This window comes from Sphingomonas sp. Ag1, assembly GCF_000980895.1.
In the GTDB taxonomy this organism is placed as follows: domain Bacteria; phylum Pseudomonadota; class Alphaproteobacteria; order Sphingomonadales; family Sphingomonadaceae; genus Sphingomonas; species Sphingomonas panaciterrae.
In genome coordinates, this window is sequence record NZ_LAZX01000073.1 from 25,185 (window position 1) to 32,555 (window position 7,371).

The following is a 7,371-nucleotide window of genomic DNA, read 5'->3' on the forward strand; positions in this document are numbered from 1 at the left end:
TGGCGGTGCGACGAGCGAACACCGCCAACAAAGCGCTGATCGCCGGCTCGCTTGTCATCTTCTTCGGCTGCTTCGCGCTTATTCGTATCCACACGACGATCGGCGACACGGCCTTTCTCCGTTCGATGATCCCGTACCACGATCCCGTGGCTCGCGCGCGAGTGCATCGAGACAGTGTGCTATTATCAGGGTCGGGGTTCCTCGACACGCCCGAGCGGAGCCGGGATCGCTGGCGGCATCCTACGGCACGAAGGTCGGCGCTGCCGCATTCTCCTTCGAACCGCGCCAACACGCGAGCGGCTACTAAGCGTCGGGCCCCTCAGAACGCCAAGTGGTTTATTCCGCCATGCATGAAGGTTCCGCCGAGGAACCCCTGAATTGAGATCGCGAGCGTCATCAGGCCAAGCACCACCCAATACAACGACCGCGACCGCTCGGGACCCTTGCGGTGGCGGGCTGCCATCCAAGCCAGCACGACGCCGAAGACCGCGATCGATGTCCCGAGCCAGCGATGCGTCATCAGGATAGGGTTGCGGTCGGTCAGGTAGAACCCGCCTGCGAACCAGCCCAGGAACGCCGCCACGATCGCTCCCAGCGCGCCGACGACCAGCATTATGTGTGCGACATGCTGATAATCCCGGTTGCGGCGCCACAACCCGAACAGCTCCACCCCGAACGCACCGATGAACAGGGCGATGGGAAAATGAATGACCATGGTATGCACCCGCCCCAGCCAGCTCACAAGCCGTTCGCCGAAAGTCTTGTTCTTGTTGGCGGTCTCCTCGTGCATGCCGCCCATGTCCATGTCGTCGCCGGCGATGTCGCGGCCGCCCATGTTCATGTCCACGGTCGACATAGAGCCCATGCCCATGTGGCCGTCGCCAGCGTCCGCCCCATCTGCTTTCTGCGTCTCGGCTGCGCTGCTAGCGGCCGGCCCGGGACCGGCCCCGAGCGCATCGTGATCTTCGTGCGCCGATGCCGACGTGCTTACTGAGATTGCAACCGCAAGGAGTAGAGCGAAAGCCCCGCCTCGTTTACCGCCCATCACCCAACCCCTTGAACCGTGTTGTTTCAATCCAGTTTACGCACGCCGCGCCTTCTTCCCTCACCTGCCCAGCTTCCTTTGTGAAACTTTCCGTCTGCTCTTCAAGACGGACTGGACGCCACAGCTACGCTGGCTGCGGCGACCGCGTCATGCCACTCCGCCAAAAAACATCGGCCGATCAGCTGCCGTGGCGGGCGAACAGGCGGCGGCCGCTGGGACCAAAGGCGACCACGTCATAGGCTTGCGCCTTGACGCCCGGCACTTCCATTCCTGGCGAGCCGAACGGCATGCCGCCGACCGCGAGGCCTCGCACGCCCTTGGGCCGGGTCGAAAGAGCCCGCTTCATGTCGGCGATCGGCACGTGGCCCTCGAAAGCGATGCCATCGGCGATTGCGGTGTGGCAGGACGAGACGTCCGCGGGAACGCCCGCGCGCTTCTGCAGCGCCGGGCGGTTGGGATCATCGACGACGCGCACCTGACGGCCGAGCTGCTGCTGCACCTGCGCCGCCCACTTGGCGCAACAGCCGCAGCCGGGGTCGCGGTGCATAACGATCGGGGTAGCCGCGCTGGCGGCAACCGGAACCAACAAGGCTGCGGCAGTAAGCGCAAATCGCAACGCTGACTTCATGGAAAAATCTCCTTGGTCGTTCCTCCCGTCTCCTCGCTGGGGGCGGGAGGAACGAGGCTTATTACTGAGGACGCTTGCCCATCGACCGGAGCATCGCCTGGAGTTCACCGATGCTCTTGTTCTGCTCGGCAATCGATTTCTGGGCCATTTGCCGGGTCTTCGCATCGGGCGACTCCCGGAGAACGATCTGCGACATGGCGATCGCACCGCGGTGATGCTCGATCATCTTGCGGACCCACGTCTCGCTCGCATTAGCGCCCTTGGCCTTCATCATCTTTTCGTGCATCGCCATTTCGGCGGGCATGAAAGGCGTGTTCATGCCAGGCATGTTGTCGTGGTTCATGCCTTGCATTTTCGAATGGTCCATGCCCTGCATCTGCTGCTGAGCCAAAGCGGGGCTCGCCGACGTCGCGGCCAGAGCCAGAAGTGTTACTGTCTTGAACATCGACTTCTCCTTCTTGACCTCAGCCAACCCGACAAGACTAGTCGGCCTCAAAACCATGTGCGAATGCCCAGAACGAGGCTGGTGGATATCGCATCCTCGCCATCCTCGCGTGCAAAACGAGCAGAACGGCCCACTCTGCGCTCGTACGAAACACCTATATAGGGGGCGAACTCTCGCTTCACCTCGTAGCGCAGCCGCAAGCCAAGCTCGATATCCGACAAGCCCGAACCGATCCGGTCTGCCGGAACGTCCTGCGCCGCAAACTCAGCTTCGACACGAGGCTGGAGAATCAGCCGCTGGGTGATGCGCTGATCGTAATAGCCTTCAACGCGGCCCAGCACGTCTCCCTTGCTAGACAAGAACAGTGCGCCCTCGACATCGAAGAAACCCGGAGCCAGGCTCTCAAAACCGACTGTCGCGTAAACACGCGAGGGATTAGGCTTGAAGTCGTACCGGATCCCTGCCTGAAAATCGGTATAGGGTCCGATTGCCCGTGCGTAGAGCGCCTGCAGCTCCGCCCTTTCCAAGCTTCTCCCAAAGTTCCCTTCGCCCTCGGTTTTAAGAACCAGACGATTAACGTCGCCACCGTACCAGGCGCTGCCATCCCAACGATAAGCATCGCGACCATCCCGGATCTGGACTTCAGCCAGGTTGAATATGACCTGCGAGAAATTCTGCCCGCCGTGCATCGACCGCAGATGCTGCTGCGAATGCGCCATGGCAGCGGCAGAGTAGACCTGGTCCGCGGCACGATCCGTCGGAATGGGGGGCGGCGGAGCGGTGCCGGCCTGCAGGTTGGTGCCGATCATCGCCGCGCCCGTGCCTGAGGGCATGCTTCCCATGTCGTGTCCCGGCATGCCTTGCATCGCGCCCGAACTCTGGCCCATTCCCGGCATCGATCCATGGTCCATGCCTTGCCTGGTGCTTGGCTGGCCGGAGGCGGCACCGCCGGAGGCACTTGGCATGGCCGACATGTCGTGCGCGGTATTGGGGTTGGGGTTGGCTCCAGGCGTATTCATGCCCGGCATGGTCGTCATGTCATGACCGGCGTGAGGATCGGCAACGATCGTTGCAGGGGCCGGAGGCTTGGCGGGCTGATTCGCAGCGGGCTTGGCCCCCGATCCCGTTTTCGCGGGCGGTGTCGATCTAGCGGCGGGCTTTGGGGACGCTTTGCGCGCGACGGGCTTGGTCGCTGCGGGCTTCTTGGCGGCCGGCTTTTTAGCGGCCGGCTTTTTCACCGCTGGCGTATTTGACGGCGGCATCTTCATGCCCGGCATATTGGAATGGTCCATCTGCGCGGCCACCGGACTTGCGAGGCCAAGTGCCGCGCCGCCAGCGATCAAGAGGAACTTAGGCTGCATCGCGGTTCTCCTCGCCCATCGGGCGAACCGTCACGACACGCATCATCCCCGCGGTCATGTGATAAAGATTGTGGCAGTGGAACGCCCAGTCGCCGGGCGCATCGGCCGTTACGTCGAATGTCATCTTACCGCCGGGCGCCACATTCACCGTGTGCTTGCGAGGCGCGAAGTCGCCATGTCCGGTCACCAGCTCGAAGAAGTGGCCGTGCAAATGAATTGGGTGCGGCATCATCGTGTCATTGACCAGGGTGACGCGCGCGCGCTCGTCCTTGCGGAACGGGATGGGGTCGGCAGGGTCGCTCATCTTCTGGCCGTCAAAGCCCCACATGTAGCGCTCCATATTGCCCGTCAGGTGGATCTCCAACTGACGCGACGGGGCGCGAACGTCCGGGTTGCGGTCGAGCGCGACAAGATCGCGATAAGTGAGCACGCGATGATCCGCGTCCTCCAGCCCCTGCGGCGGCTCGCCCGTGCGGTCCTTCGGCATCGGCGAGATGGTCTGCACTCCCGGCCCCATCTTGACGCCGGGCGCGTTCTTGGGGTTGCGCATGTTCATGTCCATGCTGCCGCCTGACCCATGATCCATCCCGGCCATGCCGCCGCTGCTCATCTGACCATGGTCCATGCCCGCCATCCCGGCAGCGCCCGCCGCCATTTGGCTATGGTCCATCCCTGGCATAGCGCCGCTCATCTGGTCGCCCCCCATCCCAGCCATGCCGGCCATCGCAGCGCCTACCGCCTTCGTTCCGTGATCGGTGGGCTCTTTCCACCCGGTGAGCTTCCACAGGTTGCGCGAGGCATTCTGCATCAACGTGGGATCCGGCCCGCGCTTTGCGACCGGGTTCTCGTCCGCCATACCGGACATCCCCTCCATCCCGCTCATGTCCATGCCCATGTCGGTCATGGTCAGCAACGTGCGCGGGCGGAGCGGCGGGACCGGGGCGATCATGCCCTCGCGCGGGGCCAGTGTCGCGCGCCCCATGCCGGATCGGTCGATCGCCTCGGAAACGAAGCTGTAGGCGCGGTCCTCGGGCGTCACGATCACGTCGAAGGTTTCCGCGACGCCGATCTGGAATTCGTCCACGGTTACCGGCCGGACGTTCTGGCCGTCGGCCTGCACCACCGTCATCGGCAAGTCAGGGATGCGCACGTTGAAGTTGGTTTGCGCCGCAGCATTGACGATGCGCAGCCGAACCCGCTCGCCCGGTCGGAAGAGGCCCGTCCAGTTGTCGTAAGGGCCAAAGCCATTGACGAGGAAGGTGTAGGTCGACCCCGTAACATCCGCAATATCGGCCGGGTCCATGCGCATCTTGCCCCATTCCATCCGATCCTTGAGGCGCATCTCGCGGCCGGCGAGCAGCCCGCTCAGCGTCGGGCGCTGATAGTTGAAATAGGCGCCGCCCATCTGCTTGAGCTTGCGGAAAATTTCCTCGCCCGTCATTTCGCTATGGTCGGAGAGGACGATCACATGCTCGCGGTCGAACGCGATCGGGTCGGCACCGGCCGGATCAATCACGATGGGTCCGTAGAGCCCTGCCTGCTCCTGTTCGCCCGAATGGCTGTGATACCAGTAGGTGCCCGACTGCAAGATCGGGAATTCGTATACGAAGGTCGAACGCGCCTTGATGCCAGGGAAGCTGATGCCGGGCACGCCGTCCATTTGGAACGGCAGAATGAGCCCGTGCCAGTGAATCGAGCTATCCTCGTCGAGATTGTTGGTCACTGCGAGACGGACGTTCTGGCCCTCCTGGAGGCGGACGAGCGGTGCGGGCACGGTGCCGTTGACGCCGATTGCCGGCGTCGTGATCCCGTCCATGACGAGCTTCATCCTGTCGATCGTCAGCGCGATGTTTGTGCCCGACACGGTCGGCAGGGGCCTGGCGATGCCGCGCGACACAGGTTGCGCCCAAGCCGGCAGGTAGGCCGACATGGCCAGCGTGCCGCCAAGCATGGCGGTTCCGCGCATTACGTCGCGCCGGTTTAGATTGCGGCTCATGCCTTTCCTTCGCTCCAGTTCAATGCTTGCGGCCGGCGGCGGGGGGGGGGGAGGGCCGCCGACCTTACCTTTCACTACGCGCGAACCGGCCCATCCCCTCACACCAAGTCGAGATTTTTCGACAATCTTTCACGCGCGCGCCGGAGTCGCATCTCCACGGCCTTGCCGCTGATCCCCAGCGCGGCCGCGGTCTCCCCCTGGGACAGTCCTTCCACGGTCCGCAGCAAAAGCGTCTCCTTGAGCGTGGCCGGCAGCTCGGACACCGCGCGCGAAAGCCGCGCAAGCTCTGCGCGATCGAAGGTTACCGCGTCGGCACCTGGCGCCTCGTCCCGCCCACTCTCCATGGTCTCGGGCGGCAGCGAAGAGGCGAACGATAGTATCTGGCGTATGCGCCGCCGCCTGTGCCAGTCGCGGCTCTTGTTGATCGCCACGCGGGTCAGCCACGCAGCGAGCGGTCGCTCTCCGTCATACTTTCGCAAGTTCTGAAAGGCGGCCACGAAGCATTCCTGAGTGAGGTCAAGCGCCTCTTCGGCGTCGCCGATATGCGAGCGGATCAGGCGGTAGACCGGTTTTTGGTGCCGCCGCATGATCTCAGCGAACGCAGCCTGACGTCCGCCGAGCGTCAAGGCGGCGAGTTCGCCGTCCGTGCAGGCCGCGAGATCGAGGCTCACCGCGCGTCTGCGGTCAGCGCCTTCACCACCGCGCGGTCGAACGCCGTCGTCTGATCCGGCCGCAGGATCTGCCGCATCGCGAACATATGGTTCAACGTCTCCTTTTGGAGCTCACCCATCGCGCCGTGCGAACGATCGACGGCCGCCGCGACCTGCGGCCCGTTACCATGTTCGGCCTCGATGGCGGCGGCGAGCCGGGCGTTGTCGGCTCTGAGCTCCAGCTCCAAGGCACGCCTTCGAACGGCGAAGTGAGACTCCAGCGCCTGGAGCTTAGTCCGTTGAGCTTCGTCTAGCTCGAGCCCGTCGTGGAGCAAGCTGTGAAGCTCAACGCCCGGGCTTGGCGGGGACGGGAACAACTCACGTCCAGCCCAAACGCCTGCGACCGCCGCCACGAACGCGATGATGGCGATCAGCATCGCCCTCCGGGCGCCGCTCGTCACTGGAACGCGAGCAAGGTCGAAGGCGCTAGCGGCATGGCAGGCCCGAAGGGTGTTAGCGTCGGCACCTGCGCAGTCGCCGCTGTGGACGACAATCCGCCGCCCACCACTCCCAAGGCGACTGCGCCTAGCGCTGCCAGCATGCCGGATCGCAGCGCCACTACGCCACCCGCGCGGCGCTCCGCCGCGATCAGTCGCATGACTTCGCCTTCCAGTTCAGCGAGCCGGGGATCAAGCGGTTGCTCGCCAAGGCGGCGCAACGCGCTGTCTAAATCCATGTCCATGGTCATTCCTCCGCCGTCCTCACATCCATTACGCACGGCCGGCGAACACCCCTCCAATCTGAAGTGAACGAATGCCACACGCCCCTCGGCGCGACTGCGCACTCTTCCATTGCGTCCAATCGCTCGCAGCTGGCTACGCAGCCGACAATCCACGCGTCCCGCTGTTCAAATTCCTTGGCAACTCTGTTTGCAGGCCGAGCGCGCCACTGAGCGGACGCCGCGGCGTTAGAAATAGAGGAGCCGGGCGACACCGGTCGGCACGGCTCTTCCGCTGTTTACAAATGAATGTGCTATCTCTTGGAAACCCTCGATTGCGGGAGGATCGCGCCGATCGCGCCCGAAGCAAGTGAGGCCATTACCCAGCGACAGCTTGAGCTTGGTGCGGCCCTCATCCAGAACGACGAAGTAGGCTTCTCCGATCTCACGAGTAATGGGGGTGCCGTCAGCTAGCCGAAGCTGCCAAATGCGATTGAACACCAGCGAGCCTTCGGCTGCGGTGCTGTA

The 7,371-nt window shown here is 63.9% G+C and carries 9 protein-coding genes and 1 pseudogene; 1 reads left to right on the top strand and 9 read right to left on the bottom strand.

Features of this window, described 5'->3' with window-relative positions:
* Positions 1-14: 14 nt before the first annotated feature.
* Positions 15-140, top strand: a pseudogene (locus XM50_RS20695) (DUF305 domain-containing protein); the annotation flags it as partial.
* A gap of 179 nt (positions 141-319) precedes the next feature.
* Here the strand turns inward: XM50_RS20695 and XM50_RS02570 are convergent.
* The 9 genes from XM50_RS02570 to XM50_RS20370 all read right to left on the bottom strand — a co-directional run.
* Positions 320-856, bottom strand: a complete 537-nt coding sequence (locus tag XM50_RS02570; protein WP_082102658.1) for a DUF2231 domain-containing protein — start codon at positions 854-856, stop codon at positions 320-322.
* A gap of 367 nt (positions 857-1,223) precedes the next feature.
* Positions 1,224-1,673 (bottom strand): DUF411 domain-containing protein, encoded by a 450-nt coding sequence (locus XM50_RS02575; RefSeq protein ID WP_046407136.1) that lies wholly within the window; start codon positions 1,671-1,673, stop codon positions 1,224-1,226.
* 61 nt (positions 1,674-1,734) lie between these two features.
* Positions 1,735-2,118: a DUF305 domain-containing protein gene (locus tag XM50_RS02580; RefSeq protein ID WP_030541567.1), complete on the bottom strand. Its 384-nt coding sequence runs from the start codon at positions 2,116-2,118 to the stop codon at positions 1,735-1,737.
* A 47-nt stretch (positions 2,119-2,165) separates the two neighbouring features.
* Positions 2,166-3,479, bottom strand: coding sequence for a copper resistance protein B (locus tag XM50_RS02585; RefSeq protein ID WP_007407010.1), 1,314 nt, complete (start codon positions 3,477-3,479; stop codon positions 2,166-2,168).
* Positions 3,469-5,475, bottom strand: coding sequence for a copper resistance system multicopper oxidase (locus XM50_RS02590; protein WP_030541566.1), 2,007 nt, complete (start codon positions 5,473-5,475; stop codon positions 3,469-3,471). The genes XM50_RS02585 and XM50_RS02590 overlap by 11 nt, the downstream gene beginning before the upstream one ends.
* Positions 5,476-5,573: 98 nt before the next feature.
* Positions 5,574-6,146 carry an RNA polymerase sigma factor gene (locus XM50_RS02595; protein ID WP_046407140.1) on the bottom strand — a complete coding sequence of 191 codons (573 nt, stop codon included), beginning with the start codon at positions 6,144-6,146 and terminating at the stop codon, positions 5,574-5,576.
* Positions 6,143-6,562: a periplasmic heavy metal sensor gene (locus XM50_RS02600; RefSeq protein WP_046407154.1), complete on the bottom strand. Its 420-nt coding sequence runs from the start codon at positions 6,560-6,562 to the stop codon at positions 6,143-6,145. Before XM50_RS02600 ends, XM50_RS02595 begins: the two co-directional genes overlap by 4 nt.
* Positions 6,563-6,582: 20 nt before the next feature.
* Positions 6,583-6,867, bottom strand: coding sequence for a hypothetical protein (locus XM50_RS02605; RefSeq protein WP_007407013.1), 285 nt, complete (start codon positions 6,865-6,867; stop codon positions 6,583-6,585).
* Between the two features lie 225 nt (positions 6,868-7,092).
* The coding region (locus tag XM50_RS20370; RefSeq protein WP_197075312.1) for a hypothetical protein at positions 7,093-7,371 on the bottom strand (279 nt) is incomplete at its 5' end.